This window comes from Paenibacillus sp. GM1FR (genome assembly GCF_002803315.1).
Classification (GTDB): Bacteria; Bacillota; Bacilli; order Paenibacillales; family Paenibacillaceae; genus Paenibacillus; species Paenibacillus amylolyticus.
This window is the reverse complement of the sequence record NZ_MKZL01000010.1, coordinates 1-21,167: the sequence shown is the minus strand read 5'-3', so window position 1 is coordinate 21,167 and position 21,167 is coordinate 1. Positions and strand designations below refer to the sequence as shown.

General features: G+C 50.7%; 19 protein-coding genes. 5 read left to right on the top strand and 14 right to left on the bottom strand.

The window, feature by feature from the left end; genetic code table 11:
* Positions 1 to 12: 12 nt before the first annotated feature.
* From PAEAM_RS05650 to PAEAM_RS05605, 10 genes are all read right to left on the bottom strand, one after another.
* Positions 13 to 981 (bottom strand): hypothetical protein, encoded by a 969-nt coding sequence (locus PAEAM_RS05650; RefSeq protein WP_100526949.1) that lies wholly within the window; start codon positions 979 to 981, stop codon positions 13 to 15.
* A complete protein-coding gene (locus PAEAM_RS05645) occupies positions 974 to 2,131 on the bottom strand; it encodes an acyl-CoA dehydrogenase family protein (protein WP_100526948.1) in 1,158 nt (385 codons plus the stop codon). Before PAEAM_RS05645 ends, PAEAM_RS05650 begins: the two co-directional genes overlap by 8 nt.
* Positions 2,131 to 2,853 carry a hypothetical protein gene (locus PAEAM_RS05640; RefSeq protein WP_100526947.1) on the bottom strand — a complete coding sequence of 241 codons (723 nt, stop codon included), beginning with the start codon at positions 2,851 to 2,853 and terminating at the stop codon, positions 2,131 to 2,133. The genes PAEAM_RS05645 and PAEAM_RS05640 overlap by 1 nt, the downstream gene beginning before the upstream one ends.
* Positions 2,854 to 2,868: 15 nt before the next feature.
* On the bottom strand, positions 2,869 to 3,825 hold the full coding sequence (locus tag PAEAM_RS05635; protein WP_165789842.1) for a 3-oxoacyl-[acyl-carrier-protein] synthase III C-terminal domain-containing protein: 957 nt from the start codon (positions 3,823 to 3,825) through the stop codon (positions 2,869 to 2,871).
* A gap of 20 nt (positions 3,826 to 3,845) precedes the next feature.
* Entirely contained in the window at positions 3,846 to 4,724 is an 879-nt protein-coding gene (locus tag PAEAM_RS05630) for a hypothetical protein (protein ID WP_100526945.1), read from the bottom strand.
* Positions 4,724 to 4,984 (bottom strand): acyl carrier protein, encoded by a 261-nt coding sequence (locus tag PAEAM_RS05625; protein ID WP_100526944.1) that lies wholly within the window; start codon positions 4,982 to 4,984, stop codon positions 4,724 to 4,726. Before PAEAM_RS05625 ends, PAEAM_RS05630 begins: the two co-directional genes overlap by 1 nt.
* 18 nt (positions 4,985 to 5,002) lie before the next feature.
* Positions 5,003 to 6,289, bottom strand: coding sequence for a diaminopimelate decarboxylase (gene lysA / locus PAEAM_RS05620; protein ID WP_100526943.1), 1,287 nt, complete (start codon positions 6,287 to 6,289; stop codon positions 5,003 to 5,005).
* Positions 6,290 to 7,678 (bottom strand): preATP grasp domain-containing protein, encoded by a 1,389-nt coding sequence (locus PAEAM_RS05615; RefSeq protein ID WP_165789841.1) that lies wholly within the window; start codon positions 7,676 to 7,678, stop codon positions 6,290 to 6,292.
* Positions 7,617 to 8,627: a 3-oxoacyl-[acyl-carrier-protein] synthase III C-terminal domain-containing protein gene (locus tag PAEAM_RS05610; protein ID WP_100526941.1), complete on the bottom strand. Its 1,011-nt coding sequence runs from the start codon at positions 8,625 to 8,627 to the stop codon at positions 7,617 to 7,619. Before PAEAM_RS05610 ends, PAEAM_RS05615 begins: the two co-directional genes overlap by 62 nt.
* Before the next feature lie 121 nt (positions 8,628 to 8,748).
* Positions 8,749 to 8,943 carry a hypothetical protein gene (locus PAEAM_RS05605; protein ID WP_036672150.1) on the bottom strand — a complete coding sequence of 65 codons (195 nt, stop codon included), beginning with the start codon at positions 8,941 to 8,943 and terminating at the stop codon, positions 8,749 to 8,751.
* A 185-nt stretch (positions 8,944 to 9,128) separates the two neighbouring features.
* Between PAEAM_RS05605 and PAEAM_RS05600 the strand changes: the two genes are divergently transcribed.
* Positions 9,129 to 10,379 carry a helix-turn-helix domain-containing protein gene (locus tag PAEAM_RS05600; protein ID WP_100526940.1) on the top strand — a complete coding sequence of 417 codons (1,251 nt, stop codon included), beginning with the start codon at positions 9,129 to 9,131 and terminating at the stop codon, positions 10,377 to 10,379.
* A 128-nt stretch (positions 10,380 to 10,507) separates the two neighbouring features.
* On the opposite strand, the gene PAEAM_RS05595 is transcribed toward PAEAM_RS05600, so the two are convergent.
* Positions 10,508 to 10,711, bottom strand: coding sequence for a hypothetical protein (locus PAEAM_RS05595; RefSeq protein ID WP_017690907.1), 204 nt, complete (start codon positions 10,709 to 10,711; stop codon positions 10,508 to 10,510).
* A 135-nt stretch (positions 10,712 to 10,846) separates the two neighbouring features.
* A complete protein-coding gene (gene fosB / locus PAEAM_RS05590; RefSeq protein WP_100526939.1) occupies positions 10,847 to 11,266 on the bottom strand; it encodes a metallothiol transferase FosB in 420 nt (139 codons plus the stop codon).
* A 155-nt stretch (positions 11,267 to 11,421) separates the two neighbouring features.
* Between fosB and PAEAM_RS05585 the strand changes: the two genes are divergently transcribed.
* The 4 genes from PAEAM_RS05585 to PAEAM_RS05570 all read left to right on the top strand — a co-directional run bounded on the left by PAEAM_RS05585 (position 11,422) and on the right by PAEAM_RS05570 (position 17,110).
* Positions 11,422 to 12,321 (top strand): glucose 1-dehydrogenase, encoded by a 900-nt coding sequence (locus tag PAEAM_RS05585; RefSeq protein ID WP_036607429.1) that lies wholly within the window; start codon positions 11,422 to 11,424, stop codon positions 12,319 to 12,321.
* 124 nt (positions 12,322 to 12,445) lie between these two features.
* Complete coding sequence (locus PAEAM_RS05580) at positions 12,446 to 14,056, top strand: gamma-glutamyltransferase family protein (protein ID WP_100526989.1); 1,611 nt, start codon at positions 12,446 to 12,448, stop codon at positions 14,054 to 14,056.
* A 367-nt stretch (positions 14,057 to 14,423) separates the two neighbouring features.
* On the top strand, positions 14,424 to 15,431 hold the full coding sequence (locus PAEAM_RS05575; protein ID WP_100526938.1) for a BMP family lipoprotein: 1,008 nt from the start codon (positions 14,424 to 14,426) through the stop codon (positions 15,429 to 15,431).
* 26 nt (positions 15,432 to 15,457) lie between these two features.
* Positions 15,458 to 17,110 carry a methyl-accepting chemotaxis protein gene (locus PAEAM_RS05570; RefSeq protein WP_100526937.1) on the top strand — a complete coding sequence of 551 codons (1,653 nt, stop codon included), beginning with the start codon at positions 15,458 to 15,460 and terminating at the stop codon, positions 17,108 to 17,110.
* A 1,153-nt stretch (positions 17,111 to 18,263) separates the two neighbouring features.
* On the opposite strand, the gene PAEAM_RS05565 is transcribed toward PAEAM_RS05570, so the two are convergent.
* Together PAEAM_RS05565 and PAEAM_RS05560 are read right to left on the bottom strand one after the other, a co-directional pair.
* Positions 18,264 to 19,943, bottom strand: a complete 1,680-nt coding sequence (locus PAEAM_RS05565; protein ID WP_100526936.1) for an NAD(P)H-hydrate dehydratase — start codon at positions 19,941 to 19,943, stop codon at positions 18,264 to 18,266.
* A gap of 203 nt (positions 19,944 to 20,146) precedes the next feature.
* Positions 20,147 to 20,779 carry an NAD(P)-dependent oxidoreductase gene (locus PAEAM_RS05560; RefSeq protein WP_036607440.1) on the bottom strand — a complete coding sequence of 211 codons (633 nt, stop codon included), beginning with the start codon at positions 20,777 to 20,779 and terminating at the stop codon, positions 20,147 to 20,149.
* Positions 20,780 to 21,167 lie beyond the last annotated feature (388 nt).

Genomic DNA, 21,167 nt, shown 5'->3' with positions numbered 1-21,167 from the left:
CACCTCCATAATTCATGAAGTCTTGATTTCTTGATTCATTGTAAGCCTGTTGAGGATCGGCAGACGTATCACATGCACGCAACAAGCCGATATCATCCGATCATCATCCCACGAGACCAGCATGACTCGATCATCCGGCCTGATGATCCCCCGCTCTAGCTTATCTGCCAGCTGTATCCATACATCACCGCTCTGATAATCGGTTCGTGGAACGCAGATGGTCTTGGAAGGGGAAATATGCAAAACAGAACTGCCATTGAGACGTAATCCCAGTCTCGACTGAAGAATGACATGCACGGCTGCATGGCTATCCATCCATTCGCGGATTATGCCGAGTGCCTCGGATGCAAAAGTCGTGGCATCATCCGATCTGATGATCCGTTTTCCCGCATAGTGTATCTGCAACGCTCCTTGACCAAGGCCTACCTCAAGCGCCACCGCCATGTCGCCCAAATCACCCTTAGGTTCAGATGGTTGACCATATCCAATCTGTCCATCGTCATGGAGAATTCGCTGCTCCACCAACACAATCGCAGTCCGTTCGTTAGGAAGCATGCTCCAAAGAGCAACCTGAATGGCCTCGGTGCCTGCGAGCGCACCCATATGGGTAATACCAAGTGGATGATCAACTCGCCACGGAGCCGTTTCAAGCATTCGGGCAAGTGGAGCATTCAATGCATGTCGTTCGGGACAAGTCTGGGCAAGGATCAACCAATCCCAATGCGGCTTTGTGGACAACTGCTCCAGCACCATAAGCGCAAGATCACCCGCTGTCACCCGTCTCCCGTCTGCCATAAGGGAGCGAGTCAGCGTTCCCACGCGACCATAATAGTGATCCTCCATGTATATGTGCGGCGATACATAAACATAATCATCCGGTGTTGGCCAATCCAGCGTGTACAGATGATCCTCCGCAGTAAGCCAGCAAATATGATCCACATAGATGGCCGCGCCAATATCACCATGAAGTGAATCAGACATGCTGCATCTTCCCGTTAGCGTACGCCTGAAAAACGTTTATCTTCTGAATGGACGTTGTTCCTTCCATGAACTCAAAGGCCCTTGCATCGCGATACCATTTGTTCAACAGAGGGTGCTCCAGCATGGAACCTGGCCCCATCATCTCCAGTGCCCATTCCGTCGCTTCCTCGGCAACTGACGCAGCCCGTATTTTACTGAGGGAAGCCAGATATCCCTTATTCGCATCATGGTCAATCTCTGCTGCTGCATTCCGAATCATGCTGCGTAGCGCGTGCAGACGCATCTCCAGTCGCTCCAATTCTGTCTTTTCACGTTCTGTGAAGATCGTTCTGTGCTCCACAACATAATCATAAGCAGCCTGTGCAACACCAAGCGCCAATGCTGCCACACTAGGGCGCATCCGGTGGAATGTACGCAGTGCTCCCCACAGTCCACGCTTGGTTGGACTTAAATGACGACCCAGAATATCTTTCTCTTCCAGTGGGAAAGCCTCGAATTGCAGATGGCTAAGTTGCAGACCACGAAGTCCCATCGTGTCCAGCGGGGTTGCTGTGAAACCCGGCAGGGAAGGATCAACTATAGCCACCTGAATGCCCAGAGGCGTACGATTGGTCTGGGCAAATACCAGTCCAATACTCGCCCGGTGTCCGTTCCCAATGTAGAATTTATGTCCGGTTAGCTCCATTCCTCCATCCGGATGTCGCGTAATCCGCGTGCTGATCTCGGTTGCATCTGAACCCTTCTCAGGCTCTGATAAGGCAAAAACAGCCCAGGCCGGACCTTTCAGAAAGTGGCTATAAAATCGCTCCTTCTGTTCCTCATCGCCCAAGTCAATCATGACGATGCTGGACATGGAAGGCCCAGGTCCTCCCAGAAAAACGCCTGCATCTCCTGCGGACAACTGCTCGATCGTAATGACTCTTTCCAGCGAAGAGAGTCCATAATATCGATCCTGACCTATGGTTACAATCGGCTGACCGCCATACTCCGGGGGAATCATCATATGATTGATGGCCTGCAGGGCAGACGTGTGCAAAAACTCGGTGAGCCGGTCTGGCTCCCTGTCGATGATCAGGCCGATCTGACGAAGCTCCGTAGCATACTGCTTCATCACTTGCTCGAAAATCGCAATCGTTGATGGAGTAATCATCAATATTCCTCCTTAGCTGGCAACAGCATGTTCTTCACCAGTTGGCCTGCATATGTATATGCAGATACGCCATGTCTCAAAAAACCGAAACCGCCGCCAAGACGTTGAATCTGTCTGAAAGCTTCGTCCAATTCCTGATGTATCCACGCATGAACCCGGACCGATGGAAGACCTGGATTTGCTGAGAGGAAGCGGTCTTCAGGCAACGTTTCCGCCATGTAGAGCGTTGTCAGGATGTCAGCGACCATGCCTTTCACGAGCTGGTGCTGAAACGTGGATTGTCCGCCCGATATTCGCACCGACAAATGCCTGCGAACCTGCTCCAAGCCAGCCTTGCACAGCTCTGCACGGAACTCAAGCAGGCGTGTTCTCAGCTCATTCGAGGTCACTTTCTCGCCTGATATCTCAGCCTTCTCACCCTCATTCGGCTGTACCTTGTATAACAGTAGTCCAGAGGGCTCAAGCATCCGATCCTGCACATGAACGGCATGTAGTTGGTTCCAACGATACAGCCCTGCTGATTGTTCATGCCAAAGTAAAGCATCTTGTTCCATGAGATGAGCGGTTGCGAGCACGTAGGGACCTGTTGCCAAAAGCACTGGACGATTGTTCACCAGCAAGGTTTTTGCCTCCAACATTTCCGATATCGGAGCTACGGGGTTGCCTGCTGCCTTTGATCCGACGGGCTTAGCATCTGGGCCCTGGAATTCAATAACGTGCATTGTCATTCCTCCTGTTCAATCTTCTTCGCATCCTCCATGCTCCACCAGTGCAAAACCAAAAAAACTGCCGAGCCCGATACTGACCATGATGGAGCGTCCCTTTCTGCACACCCAGTCCTGCTCCAATCCCGAACTCAGGTTAATGAACGGGTCGGTGGAGAAGGTATGTCCGATTCGCTGAATGTTATCCAGATATATCCGTTCAAGTCCAACTCCCGTACGTCGGGAGAATTCCTTCCAGGTGGTCCAGTTCACATTATGGGGAAAAATATGATTCACATCTTCGAAACTCAGGCCTTGCGTTGACAGCAGCTCTTCCATCCCTTGAATGATATGGTCCACATACAATCGGTTAAATGCCGAGATCTCATCGGCGGTTGCATGATAGCCAGTATGGAACCGGGTATCTCGCAGCACATGCGCCGCCTGAACGACATGCTGACAGCTCTCTCTGCTCAATAGAACAGCTACGGCAGAATCACCCAGAATGGCCGATTTGCGCAGATAGCGCCATTCGGGAGGCAAAAAATTGAATTGATCCGCACAGATCAACAACACATTCCGAATGTGAGGCTGCGTTTGTGAGATTCGCTCAAGCCATTGAAGAGCGGCTATCGACGATGCACAGTTCATTTGGGATATGCCATAGAACGGTACATGTTCCAGCCCGAAGCGCTGGAGGACACGCTGCACAAGCCTGTAATCGCTCGGTGTCTGCACCTGAAAGGAATGGACATAGAGAACAAGGTCGATTCCGGAAAGGGCAGGTCTGGTCTGGAGCCGTTCCACAGCCTGTGTGATCGTATCGTCAAGCATCTGGCCCGATTCCGTTACAGGCACACCTTCCAGGCGGTGGTACTTGCGCAGAAACTGAAGCTCACCTTTCCCAAGCTCCAGGGCAGCCAGCACCTCTTCCGGCTGCTGAATCTGTTCAGGCAAATAGACGCCAATATCCACAATACCGAACCCCAATGTTCTCCCTCCTCCTGCGATTAGTGTCCATCCATACGCCATTCACAAGTTCGGATCAGCAAGGCATGAATAAACGAATCCGTCTGCTCCAGATGCATAAGACATATGTACTCGCCCCCGTCCTTCTCCTCCAGTAACTCCTGTAATGCGAAGAATGGCGCTGCACTCCAGCGCGATGGATCATAATAACTCTTCGATCCACATTCGCTGTACCAGGCAGCCTGATTGCAAAGCTGCTCCAGATCAGGATGGATGAGCAGGTTAATCTGATTCCGGTGAATGGATGCCTGGGCACATAATCGATCCAGTACCATCTCCGCAGTATCGGCTACGGAATGCTCGGCATGTCGCATCTCTACACCAAGCAGGGAAGGTCCTACGCCTGTCATCCGATCAAGGTATATTGCTGCAGCCGTGTCCGGTCCAGTCGGTGAAACAAGTTCCATCGTTTCATAGGGGAGAGCCGTCTGGTCCATAACCAGCAGCATGCCTTTCATGTAACCTTCTCTGCCCAGATAATGCTGAAGCATGTGGAGCGCCGCAAAAGGAGCACCAAAACCAAGATCATTTACAGCAAAACTGATAAAACGGGCCTGATAACGATCCATCAAATAATTCACAATTGATATATCCGGGCGGGTATTCGGAAAATTGTATGCCAACAGCAACACATCCACATCTTGCATGACCCGATCAAGTCCCGTCTCCTCCAGCAATTCCACACTCATCTCGTGATAGGCATTGTTGTTACGCCCCTTCAAAAGTTGAACATCGTACTTGATCGGAGTACCCGCGAGCATATCCTGATGAAATCGCAACAGTTCTGGATGATCAAACGGAGGCTTCTTCTCCGAGAACAGCCTGACTCCCATCTCCCGTATGGCAACAGGCGAAGCCATCAGGCCGCAATGAGTTGCTTCTCAATATAGGCAGCCAGGGAACCTACCGTATCAAATACATCGGGCTCCAGATCATCCGGGTCAATCTCCAGACCCTCAATCCGGTCTTCCAGCGTCATAAGCAGTTCCAGAACCGAGGTCGAATCCAGATAGAGTTCGTCAAATAAAGATGTGCTTAATTGAATATCCTGCCTGGCTTCGGTATTCAACACTTCAGCAAGGGCACCCTTGATCTCTTCAAGCAATCCTGCAGTTGTCATGATCATCATCTCTCCTCATCAATTGGTTATTGCTGTGTGGGACACTTGAATCAAGCGTTGCTTGGACAGTAGATCCTGCGGAGTATCCCGCTCACGGATCAAATGAGCCTCCCCAGCGACAATCAGCACTTCCGCCGGACTTCCGTGACTCAAAAAGTGTGTGGGAGAAGCCGTTGGTCCGTAGGCTCCCGAATGAAAAACACCGATTAGATCGCCCCGTTCAACAGGAGGAAGCAGTACCCTTTTTCCAACAACATCATTCGGCGTACATAAGGGACCCGTAATATTGTATTCGGCTACAGGGGACTCCCCATAACGCGTCAGGGAGGCAATCGGAAAGTTACGCTTCACGTAAGAACCTGTGCCCACCGCCGCCATATGGCAGTTCGTTCCACCATCGGTTACGACGAAGTGCTCTCCATACGATTGCTTGACGTATAGAGCTCGACTGACCAACATACCGCAGGTGCCTACCAGATATCGCCCAAGCTCCATGAACAGCCGGGTGTTGGCATGACTATTCCGAAACGATTCGAACATTGGATTCAACTGTTCTGTCAGTGTGGCTATGGATAGGGACTGCTCACCTTCATGGTAGGGCACGCCCAATCCCCCGCCTACATCGACCATACGCAGCGTGATATCCAGCTCGTTCTCGATTCGATCAGCCAATTCTAGAATATGACGGGTGTTCTGAACGATCGGTTCTACATCCAACATGCGAGTTCCCATGTACACGTGAAGTCCCATGATCTCCACATGGGAGTAGCTCTCGAACTGCTCTTTCCCCTGGAGCACACTTTGCTCATCCATACCAAACTGACGTGGTTTTCCACCCATGGTCAGCCTGGAGCCTTTAACAGAAAAGGAAGGATTCACTCGCAGCGCCACCGGCACGATTCGCCCCTCACTTGCAGCGATGCTCTCAATGCGCTCCAGCTCCTGAAACGATTCACACACGATCGCATATATGCCCAGACGTATGCATGCCGTAATTTCGCCATCGCTTTTTCCCGGTCCTAGAAAAATAATGCTTTCTGCTGCTACTCCAGCCTGTACAGCCGTATGCAATTCGGCCAGGGAACATACCTCTGCCTGTGCTCCCATCTCCCGGAGCATGTGTACGATCGAAATATTGGGATTGGCCTTCAATGAATAGAACAGCTCCACTTGAGGCGTAAGCAATTCCCTAAGCTCCTGATACACCTGCTGCAACACATCCCCGTCATATACATACAGCGGGGTCCCGAATCTCTCGGCGATGTCCGAAACAGGCAACTGCTGAATCTGATATTCCTTAGACACTCACATCACCTCGTTAATGGAAGATAGGACGGCTTCTATCGCTTCGTCGATTACTCCCAGCCGTTCAGGGGAGGACGCAATAATCACGCCATACAGACGTCCGGAGAACAAGGTCCCCTCACTTCTGAATGCCGCATTGACTGTGGCAAAATTATTAATCAATAATCCTTCGCCGCGTTCCGGTTCGAACATCAACGTACCCAACCGGGAACGAAGTACTCCGTATTCCAGCAGGTGATTGAGCCGGAGCGTATATTTTTTCGCCAATCCACATTGATCTTCGGGTAGCCATTGATGCTGAATGTTGGTCTGATAGGTAGACATATTAAACCTGGCATTAATCTCAAGATTGGGCCAGATTGTACCGTCCTCGTCCAGAATGGCGTCCATGCCGGCAATGCCGTAGTATCCATCTCGATACAGAGCTACTCCAATTCGCATGGCCGCTTCACGAATAACCTCAAGTTGAACATCGTTGAGCCGCGAAGGCATGAGATGCCCTTGATGCACGCCTTGCTCTACCAACGATTCCTTGACGCCAAGAAATTCAACTCCGCCGGAGCGATCGATGAGAATCTGGTAATTCAGGTCACAGATTTTATCAATCCATTGTTCAAGCACGTAGTTGATTTGTCGAATTCCTTTTTTGCTAGCCTGTTTCTCCAGCATGCTCATGCATTTGTGAAACCTGGCTTCATCGGTGATGACGGTAATTCCCTTGCCTGATACACCCATGGAATCCTTCAGCACAAGGCGTCCACCCTGCTCTAGAACGGCCTTTAGCTGATCGAAACCAGACACCAGTTCATCCAAAGACGTGCATTCAACGCCTGGAATCTGGCGAATACCCAGCTCCGCGTTGAGACGGCGGGAATACCCCTTGTCATTCACCTTGCGGAAGATATCTGAAGATGGAACAGCCAGCGGAATGCCGGTCCGTCGGGAGAACTCCTCTTCCTGATCCGAGGTTCCAAAGGGAACCAGATAAACATTCGTTCCAGCAGCCTGTGACAGCTCTCTCAGCTTGTCCATTGTCCTTGGACAATTCAGAAGATTCGCGGTAATGTTCAGTGCCGGATCATTGTGCTCCACCGTTATGCATCGGGAGCGACCAAACCCAAGCGCCTGTGCATCTGCCATGAATCCCTGATTCGGCGGCCCCTTGAGCAGGATAATATCGTTCTCTCCGGCGAGGAAAACACCCAGTTCCTCCATTCGATTAACGACATCCGCAGCCGAGCCTATGCTTAATGAGGGCAGCTTGAGAATACCCGTTTCACTCCAGTACTCCTCCACCTCAAAATTGTTCAGATAGATAAAAGTAACGTCATGCTGGCCCGTTAACGCCCACTTGAGCTTGCTCGAAAAATCCGTCAATACGGTGGTCAAGGCCATCCCCTCCTATTCCTGCATACTGCATCACTGCTACGCTGAATGTAACCCCAAGTCCGACCGTAACAAGCAGATAATACTCCTCTGGTTGCAACAACTTCTGCTCTAGAATGGCTTGCAAATTAATAAATGGGTCCGAACAGAAGCAATGCCCGATCTCCTGCACATTGGACGTATATATGCGTTCAAGGGGATAGGATAAACGGATAGCCACCTTCTTCCACGAGGATAGATTCACATTGTGTGGGACGATGTATCGAATATCCTGCAGCGTCAGACCCGCCTGCTCCACGGCTGCAACAATGGCTTCACATAACCGGGGCGTGTAGATTTCCTGAAACTCCCTTAGAATCTGCGGGGTTCCCGTTAGTACATTACAGAATTGGCCCAGGGTAACACTCGTGAGTCCGACGACACGACTTCCGTTGCCCTTGTTACCCACCAGCACGGCGGCTGATGCCTCTCCCATCACGGTGGTATTGGGGATCAATTGCACAACGGGACTAAAGGTTTTTTCACCTGTCAAAATTAAAATATGATCATCCGCTTCCAATGAAGGCAGCAATGTCTCGGCAACATTCAGGGCAATTAAACCCGATGCACAGTTCTGCTGCGTAAGCGAAAACGCGATGGCATGCTGCAACCCGTAAGCCCTTTTCAGGGCTTGCAAAACTTTCATAGGAAAGGGGAAATTTTCCTGAATTGTGTGGCAATAAATGATATACTTAATCGAGTTAGGAGCGATCTCCGGGTTATTTACCACCTGGGTTAATACACGCCCAAGCAACGAAGCCAGATCTCCATCCCTGTCTTGCCGAACCTGTTTCAAACCGTGAATTTTTTCCAGTACCTTCGTCTGGGCATTATTGAGTCCCAGCACCTCGTTCAGTTCCCTGATCGGCACAATGTGCTCCGGAATGTAAGACCATATCTGCTTGATATGCATCGGCTTCAGACACCTCGTTATCACTAACGTACGAATCTCACTGAAATATAGGGAGATAAAGAGCTTCCGCAGAAGCTCCCATCTATGAATCTAGCGTAATGCAATAAGTAAGTAGGAAAAATCAGGCACGAGCCGCCGCTGCTGCACGAGCTGCTACAGCACGAGCCGCTACAGCACGAGCTTCAACTGCGCGAGCGGATACCGCGCGTGCACTGACTTCACGTGCCTCGCCCAGTACATTCGTTTCCAATTGTGCTGCTTCAACTTCTTTGCGCTTCAGTTGCTCCAGTGTAATGGGAGTCGCTTTAATGACCATTCATATCTCCTCCTTTCATCTTGGATACTCTGATTCTATAATCTCCCAAATTGCATTTAAACTGTAAATGGGGGTAAATGAACCTCTCACTCTCCTTACCCCTGCTTCTGGACACACACGATAGACCCAACATACCAAACAGATCTCCATTCCAATCAAACTATATCAAGGGACGGTGAACGATCATGCTCGGACCCAAAATCCGGCAAATCCGGGAGCAGCTTGGACTGTCTCAGAAGCAACTGGCAGGTGAGGATATGACGCGTTCTTACATCAGCCTTATCGAAAAAGGCAGGGCCGTTCCCTCGCAGCGTATGTTGAAAATTATTGCCAGGAGACTTAATACACCCATGGAGTTTTTTTTGGGAGGAAGTGCAGCAACAGATACGGATATTGGGGAGGCTGTACTGGACAAGGCCAAAGCCTGTTATGCCGAGCAGAATGATTCTGCCTGCATCCGCATAGCCCATAAAGTGCTGACGTTGACGGAGGATACATCGGATCAGTCAGAAGCCTACCTGCTCATTTTACGAAGTCACAACAGACTTGGGGATTATCGACAAGCCTTGGATGAGGGGGAAACTGCAGCATTTACGGTCATTCGAACAGGTGACAGGGAACGTATTGTTGAATATTATCTGGAAATGGGGAGAGCGGCTTTTCATGCAGAGCTGTTTCATGCTGCCCGGAAACATTATGAACAGGCGTATACGTACAGCAGCAGACTCAAACATCTACAGGAAGAACACATTCAATCGCTGACCTTTCTCGGCACAACCCATTTAAGACTAGGCAATGTGAATGAGGGGTTGAACTACTATCTCAAAGCGGAGAAGGAAGCCCAGATGGCCGGACAACCGGAACTGTATGGCGAGATTACGCTGGGTTTGGGCAAAGCCTATTATATGTCCGAACAGGACGGACACATGCTGTTAAGTTATGACTGGACCAAGCGATCCGTACAAGCCTATAAACAGGCGAGCAGCGAATCCTACGTTCTGGCACTTCACAACCTCGCCGTGATCCAGCTTCATATGGGGCAAAAAAAAGAAGCCCTCCCCTTGCTGGATGAATGCGCACGAATTTACGATAAACGCAATCTTCCCCACAAGAAGGCTTCCATATTGGAGGAAATCAGTAAAATTTATCTGGAGCAGCGTGAGCCAGAACAGGCAGAAGTCATCATCAAAGAAGCCCTTCAACTGCTGGATCAGCAAGATGAAGGGATGCTTCGTGCCAAACTGTATCGCTTGCTTGGTATTGTATTTCATGAGAAAAACAACAGCAATGAAGGTTATTATTTTCTAAGAATGAGTCACGATCTGCTTAAACGCATCTCTGCAAACCGCGAGGCTGACATCAGCCAACAACTTCTTCTGCTAAGCCTTCAGGATCGTAAAATGAACTACGACGACTATAAGTCATTGATCAAATAAAGCGGATGCGTTCTTCATCTAACAACTGAGGACACGGGAAAACAAAATGATGGAGTTCAGGGTCTCTTCAACAGAGGCCTTAATTCCGAGAATACATGGTGACAAGGCATAGGATCATCTTAAACCGCTCATCGAGTAGGAACAGGATCATTCAGATCAAGCAGCGTTTCCGTAGATACGGCATGTTTTTGTCCCTGCTGACCACTAAACTTAGCCGATCCTGCATATGCCTCCGAAACATGAAGCTGTCCTGCAATAAAAGGTAGAAGCATGATAGTAACCATGCAGAGTTCACTTGCCGTTGTAACGAATTTGCTTCCTTTACTCTCCATGCTCATCTCTCCTCATGTTTATAATTGGGCAGCATAATCCACCATCGATTCCTGGCAACCTAAGACGTATTTTACGGATAATCGCAATGACTTTAAATACGTTAATCCCCATTTACCTCCACTTGCACAACCCTTTCACGGATAAAAGGTCATATGAGCTTTGTCTTCACGATAATAATCCAGCCTTTGCTTCATCGTACCTGTATGCAGTTCAAACAAATGACCATCCGGATCGGTAAAATATACAGATAATGCATCCCGCGGATCTCTGGGCCTTCCGGGAAGAATGTCGGCCCCCGCTGCTCGCAGCTGCTGTACAGACGCGTCGAACTCCTCTTCTGTAACGGTAAATGCAATATGGGTATAGGTTCGTTCCGTATAGTTGCGAATAACATCCTCCTGATTCAGGGCAATCCACAGACCGGCAAGCTCAAAATAAGCCAGTTTGCGTCCTTTCACCTGAATTTGGGCACCGAGAGCCTGCTCATAAAAGGTAATGGCCCGCTCCAGATTGGATACGGAAAAGCACAAATGATTAATTCCTTGAATATTCATGTGGCTCCTGACACCTCCATCGATTTAAGGATCTACCCTTATTATGGTATATTCTGCGCAAAAAACAACCGCTCTGCTGTTTCCTCCCGCACGTTCTTCTGGGCGAATGCATAGGTTATCCGTATCAATGAACGTTCGAGGAGGATGTAAAGCGAATGAATCCTGTCTATCCTTTTTATGGTGAGAAAACGGTATGCAAGGAGCAAAAGCTGGCATTTCCACCCCAGCATCAGGACCAGCAACCCGGTCTGGAAACTCTGATGGTGCCTGAACCGATCAGTGAAGATCCTGCCTATATCGGCAGCTGCAAACTCCAAGGTAAAGTTGCCATTATTACGGGTGGTGACAGTGGAATCGGCCGGGCGGCCGCCATCGCTTTTGCCAAGGAAGGTGCGGATATCGTCATTGCTTATCTATATGAACGGACAGATGCCGAAAGGACTCGTGAACGGATCGAAGAACTGGGACAGCGCTGTCTCTTAATCGAGATTGATCTCCGCTTAAAGAAAAACTGTGAAGCCGTCATTCGCACAACCATGGAAACCTACGGGAAGATCGATATTCTGGTCAACAATCATGGCGTACAGTATGTGCAGCCAAGCATCGTTGATATTACAGAGGAACAGCTGTATCACACCTTTCAGACCAATGTGTTCGCCTATTTCTTTCTGATTCAGGCAGCTCTCCCCCATCTGTGCAGAGGTGCCTCCATTATCAATACGGCTTCCATTACAGCATATAAAGGCAACACCCAACTGATCGACTACTCTTCTACCAAAGGAGCCGTCGTATCGCTGACTCGTGTACTCGCCCAATCGCTCGCTGCACAGGGAATCCGTGTGAATTCCGTCGCCCCGGGACCCATCTGGACACCGCTCATCCCTGCCAGTTTCTCCGCTGAGGATGTTCAGGTATTTGGAACAGATACACCCATGGGTCGAGCTGGTCAGCCTTACGAACTGGCGGCAGCCTACGTTTATCTCGCTTCCCGCGATTCATCCTACGTCACAGGTGAATGCATTCATGTAAATGGCGGCGATATGGTAACGACATAAACTGGTGTCAGGTTGGATTTGGCAGGTGTGGCAGGATATCGGTTGTTCAGTTGCGAAGAGGGTTAGGAGTATGATCCGGTTATGCCGGAGCCTGACATCTAGCGACAAGGAGCTGAACAACCTGATGAACTTCGATCCACTCTACCAACCGTACCCCTCTTACCGCGTGCCTGTGTATGCGAAACAAGGCATGGTCGCCACGTCTCAGCCACTGGCTGCACAAGCCGGTCTGGATGTATTGAAAAAAGGCGGCAATGCCATTGATGCCGCCATTGCAACTGCGGCAGCACTCACGGTGCTGGAGCCAACGTCCAATGGCATTGGAGGCGATGCTTTTGCCCTCGTCTGGACCGAGGGCGAACTGCATGGCCTGAATGCCAGCGGCCCTGCGCCTCAGGGCATATCCATTGAGGCGCTTCAAGCGGCAGGCCATACGGAGATGCCGAAGCTTGGGGTTGTTCCGGTGACGGTGCCTGGCGCACCGGCGGGTTGGGCTGAGCTGAGCCGCCGTTTTGGGCGGCTCACGCTGGCGGAAGCGCTGGAACCGGCCATCCGCTATGCGGAGGAAGGTTATCCGCTTGCGCCTGGGCTGGCCCGCCACTGGGCAAGGGCAGCCGAGATCTATGCACGCCAGGGTGATGCGGAGGCAGGGCGTGCGTGGTTTGAGACATTTGCTCCAGGCGGGCGTGTTCCCGCAGCTGGAGAGATGTGGCGCTCGCCGGATCATGCGGCGACTTTGCGCCAGATTGGCGAGAGCGAAGCGCGAGACTTTTACGAAGGAGAACTGGCAGAGCGCATTCATTCCTTTATGGCAGAGCACGGTGGTTATCTGACTCGCGAAGATCTGAAGGCTTTTCAGCCTGAGTGGGTTGATCCCATCTCCGTCTCCTATCGTGGTTACGATGTATGGGAGATTCCGCCGAATGGACAAGGATTGATTGCTCTCGCGGCGCTTAATCTCCTGAAGGGATATGATTTTGACGAGAAAGAATCCGTTCTGGCATATCATCGGCAACTTGAAGCTATGAAGCTGGCATTTGCCGACGGGGAGAAATATATTACTGAAGAACGCAAAATGGGTGTGACGGTGGAGGAACTCCTGTCCGAGGCATACGCGGAAGAACGGCGCAAACTCATTGGTGATACCGCACGAGCACCTGAGGCAGGTGATCCACGTGCAAGTGGAACGGTGTATCTGGCTACGGCTGATGGTGAAGGCAACATGGTTTCGTTTATCCAGAGTAACTATATGGGCTTTGGGTCTGGGCTCGTTGTTCCGGGAACAGGCATTGCTTTGCAGAATCGTGGACACAACTTCTCACTGGACCCTAATCATGCCAACGCCCTGGAGCCAGGTAAACGAACGTATCACACGATCATTCCGGGGTTCCTCACCCGTGGCAGCGAAGCGGTTGGGCCATTCGGTGTCATGGGTGGTTTCATGCAACCGCAAGGTCATGTGCAGGTGGTTATGAATACGATCGATTATCACCTGAACCCACAGGCCGCCTTGGATTCTCCACGCTGGCAGTGGACGAAGGGCAAAACAATTCTCGTGGAACCGGGTTTCCCGCAGCATATCGCTCAGGCACTCGCCCGCAAAGGACATGATATTCAAGTGGCAGTTGATCCATCCCAGTTTGGACGCGGTCAGATCATCTGGCGCAACCCGGACAATGGCGTATTATGCGGGGGTACGGAAACCCGAGCGGATGGCTCGATTGCGGCTTGGTAAAACTCGCGTCATTTTTATAATAGGATGATCACCTTATCATCCGTATAGGGTGAAATTTTAAGGCACAACAGAGATGATTCATGTCATCTCTGTTGTGCCTTTTTTCGACTTCTAACATCAGTAAACAACATACTGTAGATATTTATGTACCCTTTTAACCAGAGAAATGTAAAAATAATGTGTAATTCATGAAAAATACTTATTTTTTCGTAAATTTTCACTACATACCATAAATCACAGTGCCTTTCTGACCGATATAGATAAAGGGAAATACTCACCATACGTGTCATCATGTACACGTCATTCCCTGGAGCTAAGGAACCATGCAAAACAGAAAAATGCGACTACAGAAATGAGGGTACCACACATGAAAACAAACAAGAACAGACGCGCAGGTCTAGGTCTCACCCTAATGATGATCCTGACGGTACTGATCCTGGGGGCATGTTCAGCCAACAATACAACAACGGTAACAGACTCAAGAACAAAGGTTGGGATCGTGCTTACGGAAGTGGGTCTGGGTGACCGTTCTTTTAATGATGCTGCTTTTGATGGACTGGTTCAGGCCAGAAATGAGAAAAGCATTGTCTTTGACTATCGTGAACCGGGCGACAATGCCGAAGCTGCATTTGAAGAGTTTGCGGAAGCCAAATTTGATCTGGTTATCGGCCTGAGTGATGCTGTCCAAGCGGATATGGAGAAAGTTGCAGCCAAATATCCTGACCAGCAGTTCCTCATGATTGACAGTCAGTCCGAACTGCCTAACATTGCCTCCATTTCATTCCGGGCGGAAGAAGGAAGTTATCTGGCAGGTGTTATTGCCGCTATGGCTTCAACGGAAGATCATGTCGGCTTCCTTGGTGGAATAGAGATACCAGTCCTTCGTAATTTCGAGCTGGGTTTTAAACAAGGTGTTCTGGCTGTCAAGCCGAATGCAACCGTTGATGTCGTCTACGCAGGGGACTTTGGCAATGCCGAGCTGGGTGAACAACTGGCTGCAGAGATGATTCAGGAAAAGGGCGCTGACGTGATCTACGTAGCTGCTGGTCTTACAGGCGTTGGTGCACTGACGGAGATTCAGAAATTAGGGAAATACGCCATCGGTGTAGATACCGATCAATTCTTTTTGGCGGAAAAATCCATTCTTACGTCCATGCTGAAAAATGTGGATGTCTCTATCTATAATGCCGTTAACACGTTTGTTCAAAACAATCATACCTTCCCTCAAAAGGAAATCGTGGAGGGGCTGGCGGAGAACGCCGTGGGTCTGACTGCTCTACATAATATCACGCTCAGTGATGAACAACAGCAAACCTTCGAAGATCTGAAGGCAAAGATCTCTTCCGGTCAAATCAAAATTAAGCTTGATCAATAACCCATCGGATACGAGGAGGTACGCACATGAAACTACAGGGAAAACTGATACTTAATGCTCTAATTTCACTACTTCTATGCCTTGTGCTAGTCGCTTATATCATCATGCAATTGCTCAACATGAATGCCAAAAATCAAAATCTGGTACCAGCCATGCTCAAGGTGAGTGAACTGAACGCCAATCAGATTCAGACCCAGCAAGCGCTGGATGTCTACTCATTCTCCATGACAGCAGGAAACCAGGACGCCGTACTTCGCTTGCTGGATGAAGGTCAAACGATGATTCAGGAACTTACGGACGGATTGCTCGAAACAGATCAGCAGTTACAACTTATTCAGTCCATCGAGACAAAATTAGAAGCTCTCAACCAGGGAGCCACCGAAGCGATGAATGCGATGAACAGTGCGGAAGCGAAACGTTACAGCACTCGGGTTCGGGGCATACAGAATGATATTTATTCGTTAGATGAGATGACTCGGGATCGTTATGATCAATATACCGTCGATTTGGAACGTGACATTCAGCAAACGTGGCAAACCGCTCTGGCAGGAGCCATCATATTGCTCGTCGCCGTAATGCTGTTTAATATGTATACTTCACGTCAGATCGCCAAGCGTATTCGAACACTCAAAGACGCCGCGGGACAAATTGCGGACGGTGACCTGACCGGACAATTACCGGAAGCTCGGGGCAAAGATGAACTCGATGACCTGAGTCGCTCCTTCGGTATCATGACTCATAATATCCGCGGCATTATTCAATCGATTGGTGAAGCGGGTCATCGTGTCGATCTGATGGCGCAAGATATTGACCGCGGTAATGATACAGCCCAAGCGATTGTGCAGCAAGTATCCCGCACCACGGAGGAACTCTCGATTGGCAGTCAAAAAATTGCCGAGGATCTGAGTGAAACGGTGATGGTTGTGGACAAAATGCAGTCTACCTTCAATAGCAATCTCGAGTCCACTTCCCAATCGGTAATCGATGGTCGTGAAGTATTAACTACCGTTGAGGAAGGTAATAAGGCTGTAGCGGAGCAACTCCGCTTGGCCGAAGTGAATCGTACGGCGATGGCCGAGGTAGAACAAACGGTGCGGGAACTGGAAGAAAGCGCGGTTCGAATCACTACGATGACGACATATGTATCGGAGATTGCCAAACAAACAACCATGCTCTCGTTAAATGCCTCCATAGAGGCTGCTCGCGCTGGAGAAGCCGGACGTGGCTTCGCTGTTGTTGCGGGCGAGGTGAATAAACTCGCCGAACAATCTGCGCAATCGGTCAAACATATCTATGCGGCTGTGGGCGAGATCACAACCTCCATGGACAAGGTGAAGAACTCTGTAGCACAAAGCATGCAGTTATTCGGCGAACAGGAACAAGCCACTGGCCAGACTCGCGAATCCTTCTCTGCTATTCGTGAAAGTGTGGAGCGCATTAGTACGGGTATCCATCAGCTTGCTGAGGACATGCAACACTCCAATGAACTCAGTACACAGGTGCAACAGGCCATCGAAAATATCAGTGCCATCACCGAGCAGTCGGCTGCCAGCAGTGAAGAGATCACCGCCTCCACGTCGGAACAACAACGTTCCTTCGCTGATGCAAGTATCAAGGTGAAGTCATTGCGTGATATTAGTGCAGAGATGCATCAGGAACTGCTGCGATTCCGGCTGTAAGCAGGATGCCGCGAGAACTTGGGCCAGACGTAGGTCGGATGTCGTTTAGATGCAGGTTAGATGCAGATTATAGGCATGTTATGGGCAGGTTATAGCCGAGCCAGGATCAGGTAGCGTGAACATACAAACAAATAAAGGGGAGCCTCCGTCATGAATCATGACAGGGCTCCCCTTTTCAGTAACTAATCATTGTTTCATCCAACCATTAATTCGTTTCAAAGATATGAAAGTATATAAATTGAACTAAACATTTACACGAAACGGAGAGGACAGAAAGAACCTGAAGAAGTGGAGCTAAAAGCTATCTGAAAGAAAGCTGACACGGAAGCATATACTTCGCCTAAAAGCTTTTTGAAAGAAAGCTGCTTCGGAAGCATACGCTATCCCCGGATTTCCTAATTTATAAAAGAAAAAACTGGGGATAACAGCGATCGGAAGGTTGTTCTGTCACCGGAGTGTCCAGTGTAAATATTCTTTAGATCAACTTATATAGATAACAAGGCATCAACATTTCAGATCCAAACGTTTAACGAACTGAGCAAACCTTATTGGGCCATTAATTGCAGATTATAAAATCTAACGAATCTCAGGCATTCTATTCCCTAATTTAGTCCGGTTTTTCAGGTGTTTTCTCTGAAATACACAGAAATAACGTGGATGAGATTCGTTAGCTTTTGCTCCTCGATGTAAAGCCATGGTATAAGGTGTATCAGGTTCGTTAGGGCAATGAGCACTGGGCATTGGTATTGAGCATTGAGTACTGAGCAATGAACAATGGGCATCCGGCATTTAGCAATGGACAACGTTCACTCATCTACTTTTTGGTGCGCTGGTTCGTTGGTTTACTTGCAGTTTGAAAATGAATCGGCATAGGTAGTAACCCAAAACCATGAGCTTGTCCCACACCTGCCCCATCCTCACAGTGCGTCGACGATGTCTCCGGCCAGCAGGGACGATGGGTCATTTACAGTTTAGAAATGATTATCCATAGACAGTAACCCAAAACTATGAGCTTGTCCCACACCTGCCACATCCTCACAGTGCATCGATGATGTCTCCAGCCAGCAGGGACGATGGGTCACTTGCAGTTTAGAAATGATTAGTCATAGACAGTAAACCAAAACCGCGAGCTTGTCCCACACCTGCCCCATCCTCACAGTGCATCGATGATGTCTCCGGCCAGCAGGGACGATGGGTCACCGCGCAGCAGTGCTGCACGTTCAGCGGCCTGTCCGTGGAGATATACGCCGAACGTGGCGGCTTGCTCCGCGCTGAGCCCTTGGGCAAGCAGACCGGCGATGATGCCGGTCAATACGTCTCCGGCACCGCCAGTCGCCATGCCGGCGTGCCCGGTGGTGTTGATGTACGCCTCGCCGGACGGCGTTGCGATGACCGTTCGTGCTCCTTTGAGCACAAGGGTCACGCCCTGCTCGCGGGCGTATTTTGCAGCGTGCCCAATGCGGTCACGCTGCACCTCTTGGGTCGACATGCCCAGCAGTCGGCCCATCTCGCCAGGGTGCGGCGTCAGGATTGTCGCCGCACTTCGCTGGCCCCAGTCGCGAGGCCCATGTGGGCCAGCGTCTGCCAGCATGTTGAGGGCGTCCGCGTCGATGACGAGCGGACGATCCGTATGTTGCCACAGACGGCGCAGCCAGTCTGTGTCGCCCTGGAAGCGGCCAAGGCCGGGGCCGGTCGCGAGCACGTCGCGGCTCTCCGCGAGACGCAGCACGGCGTCGGCGGAAGCCGCGTTCCATTCGCCGCTGTCGCCATCGGAGGCGGCAGCGAGCATGAGCTCGGGCACGGTGCCGATGACATGCGGCAGCAGTGCCGCAGGCAGCGCCCATGTGGCGAGCCCGCAGCCTGCGCGCAGCGCGGCCTTGGCTGAGAGCAGGCCAGCGCCGCTCATCGGCAGACTTCCTGCGGCCAGCAACACGTGGCCGTAGGTGCCCTTGTGGCCGTCCGGTGCCCGGAGACGGCCTATATCCACGCGCAGCGCACCGCGCAACACCTCGTCCGTCAGCAGACGGACCGAGGGGCCATGCTCTGGCGCAAGCCGCGCGGGAATGCCGATGGCGCGCACCACAATGCGCCCCGCGGCAGAAGCGCCCGGGTACTGCACCAGCCCGCGCTTAAGCAGCGCGAGACATACGGTCACCCGGGCTTGAATGCAGGGCTTGTACACCTCTCCGGTGTCAGCGTTCATCCCGCTCGGCACATCCGCGGACACGACCGGCTTGCCGCTGTCGTTCGCCGCCTCGATCAGCGCCGCGTAAGCTCCCCGCGGCGCCCCCCGCGAGCCGGTGCCCAGCAGCGCATCCACGATGCCTGTGCACCGGCTGAAGTCCACGGCTTCGCGTTCGTGGACAAGAGCAGGGATGCCAAGCTGCGCGGCGGCATCCCGTTGCACTGCGGCTTCGCCCCGCAGTGCATCAGGGGCATCGGCGTAGACCAATGTCACGCCAAGCCCTGCTTCAACCAAATGGCGCGCGGCCACCAGCCCATCGCCGCCATTATTGCCCTTGCCGATCAGCATGTACCACTGCTGATCTCCCGGGCGCTCCATCACCAGCGCCGGATCGGCGATGATGTCGCCACCATAACCTTGCCGATCACCGGGCCCAGTGTGTGCCCGCCTCGCATCTGTCTTACCGCTATAGCCAAGCTGCCCTGAATCCGCAAGCCGGCCTTCTGCCTGCCCTTCCCGGCACAGCTTGATGACTTCCTCGGCTATGGCGCGGCCTGCATTCTCCATTAGACTTGCTGCCGGAATACCGAGCTGATGAATGGTATGCTCGTCCACAGCTCTCATCTGTTCAGCGGTTACGATAAACAACGTTCATCCCTCCCCGTGACAAGCTCATCTCATACTTAAAAGTAGCAACTTTGCACCTAAACTCTGCATCTTATATGTGTATCGCTATCTTTCCTCTTACCTCATCCAGTTACCACGATCCACTCGATACATCATCGAAAACTCTATCGATCCCGTGTACGAGACCTTCAGATTAAATCATCCATTCCAAAGCCTGTCTACGCTTAATAACCTACCGTAAACCGTGCTTGGATAAATTGCGGATCGTCCAGTTCGTCCACCAAAGCCGCTGCAAAATCGCCAACGGAAATCGAGCTTTCCCCGATATCATCCGTAATCACACGGTTCATGCCAACCCGGAACTGGCCTGTACGACGTCCTGTTGTGATTGTCGCAGCAGGGCTCATGTAGGTCCAGTGAATACCTGATGCTTCAATCAGGTCATATGCTTCTGCATGTGCTTTTGCCAGTGGTTTGACTTCTTCCGGGAATCCAGGCGTATCCATCAGCATATCACCGGAATCGGTTAGCAAACTTCCCGCTCCACCAACTACAACCAGACGTCCTGCTTTTGCCCGGCGCACACCCTCGATCAACGAACGTGTCACTTCCAGCATCTCTTCTTCTCCACCGAATTTCGGCCCATATGCACTCACAACCACTTCTTGACCCGCTGCAAAATCAGCCACCTGATCCGGGTTAAGCAGATCTCCCTGTTCTACACGCAAACGCTCATGAACCATCTCAACCTTCGAAGGGTCACGCACCACCGCTGTCACTTCATGCCCACGATCCATCAGCTCCCACAGTATCATCTTGCCAATCGCTCCGGTTGCTCCAAAAATGGCTACTTTCATATGAATTCCCTCTTTTCTGTAGATATCATCTTGTCAACTTACCGTTATTTTAATACTTAATCCTATTGTTATATACCTTAAACGGCTCACGCCATCTTAAACCGGATGTGAACAACTTGTAAACCTATCTCTTACAGCTTATATGTAGAAAAATAATCTTTACTTCAACTATATAGATTGAACTCATAAAATTAAGAACCGCCTAATCGGGTAAAAGATAGTAATAACTGAAAAGGGCGGGGATTCAAGTGACAAATGAAGAAGAGATTGAAGAGCTAACAACGGCCATGAAAGAAACGGATAGTACGCGCATGTATGAAAGATATTTAGCTGTCCGTTTGCATTTGGAAGGCCGGACTTTAACCGAAACTGCAGACATTTTGGGCAG

Excerpts from the sequence above, each read along its gene's own strand:
- PAEAM_RS05600 (WP_100526940.1), top strand. The coding sequence starts at position 9,129 with ATGCTCGGACCCAAAATCCGGCAAATCCGGGAGCAGCTTGGACTGTCT.
- PAEAM_RS05595 (WP_017690907.1), bottom strand. The coding sequence starts at position 10,711 with ATGGAGAGTAAAGGAAGCAAATTCGTTACAACGGCAAGTGAACTCTGC.
- fosB (WP_100526939.1), bottom strand. The coding sequence starts at position 11,266 with ATGAATATTCAAGGAATTAATCATTTGTGCTTTTCCGTATCCAATCTG.
- PAEAM_RS05625 (WP_100526944.1), bottom strand. The coding sequence starts at position 4,984 with ATGACAACTGCAGGATTGCTTGAAGAGATCAAGGGTGCCCTTGCTGAA.
- PAEAM_RS05585 (WP_036607429.1), top strand. The coding sequence starts at position 11,422 with ATGAATCCTGTCTATCCTTTTTATGGTGAGAAAACGGTATGCAAGGAG.
- PAEAM_RS05580 (WP_100526989.1), top strand. The coding sequence starts at position 12,446 with ATGAACTTCGATCCACTCTACCAACCGTACCCCTCTTACCGCGTGCCT.
- PAEAM_RS05650 (WP_100526949.1), bottom strand. The coding sequence starts at position 981 with ATGTCTGATTCACTTCATGGTGATATTGGCGCGGCCATCTATGTGGAT.
- PAEAM_RS05560 (WP_036607440.1), bottom strand. The coding sequence starts at position 20,779 with ATGAAAGTAGCCATTTTTGGAGCAACCGGAGCGATTGGCAAGATGATA.
- PAEAM_RS05610 (WP_100526941.1), bottom strand. The coding sequence starts at position 8,627 with ATGCATATCAAGCAGATATGGTCTTACATTCCGGAGCACATTGTGCCG.
- PAEAM_RS05645 (WP_100526948.1), bottom strand. The coding sequence starts at position 2,131 with ATGATTACTCCATCAACGATTGCGATTTTCGAGCAAGTGATGAAGCAG.
- PAEAM_RS05630 (WP_100526945.1), bottom strand. The coding sequence starts at position 4,724 with ATGGCTTCGCCTGTTGCCATACGGGAGATGGGAGTCAGGCTGTTCTCG.
- PAEAM_RS05575 (WP_100526938.1), top strand. The coding sequence starts at position 14,424 with ATGAAAACAAACAAGAACAGACGCGCAGGTCTAGGTCTCACCCTAATG.
- PAEAM_RS05605 (WP_036672150.1), bottom strand. The coding sequence starts at position 8,943 with ATGGTCATTAAAGCGACTCCCATTACACTGGAGCAACTGAAGCGCAAA.
- PAEAM_RS05640 (WP_100526947.1), bottom strand. The coding sequence starts at position 2,853 with ATGCACGTTATTGAATTCCAGGGCCCAGATGCTAAGCCCGTCGGATCA.
- PAEAM_RS05570 (WP_100526937.1), top strand. The coding sequence starts at position 15,458 with ATGAAACTACAGGGAAAACTGATACTTAATGCTCTAATTTCACTACTT.